Origin of the sequence: Oceanobacter antarcticus (assembly GCF_044962685.1) — a bacterium.
In the GTDB taxonomy this organism is placed as follows: domain Bacteria; phylum Pseudomonadota; class Gammaproteobacteria; order Pseudomonadales; family Oceanobacteraceae; genus Oceanobacter; species Oceanobacter antarcticus.
The window spans coordinates 1-240 of the sequence record NZ_JBBKTX010000136.1 but is presented as its reverse complement, the minus strand read 5'-3'; the positions used below and the strand labels follow the sequence as shown (position 1 = coordinate 240).

Below are 240 nucleotides of genomic sequence, written 5' to 3'. Positions count from 1 at the left end.
AAAGGTTGATGTGCTGCTGCCATTGTTCGGATTTAGTCATGAGCTGTCTCGTTGAAGAATTTGAAGACAGCTTAGAATGAATTGAGTAGTGATTTTAGATGGGGTTGTTTGAGCGTTTACCTTCAAAGGGCTTCAGCTCGCTGCAAGCGATACGCGAGTGGATGCTGGCGTTCTCGCATGCTTATAACGAAGAGCATCGGCACAGCAGCATCAACTTCGTTACGCCTGGTGCGCGTCATC

Annotated in this window: 1 protein-coding gene; it reads left to right on the top strand. The window is 47.9% G+C overall.

Annotated elements, in window-relative coordinates:
• Positions 1-98 precede the first annotated feature (98 nt).
• On the top strand, positions 99-240 hold a 142-nt coding region (locus WG929_RS21240), incomplete at its 3' end, for an integrase core domain-containing protein (protein WP_416207652.1).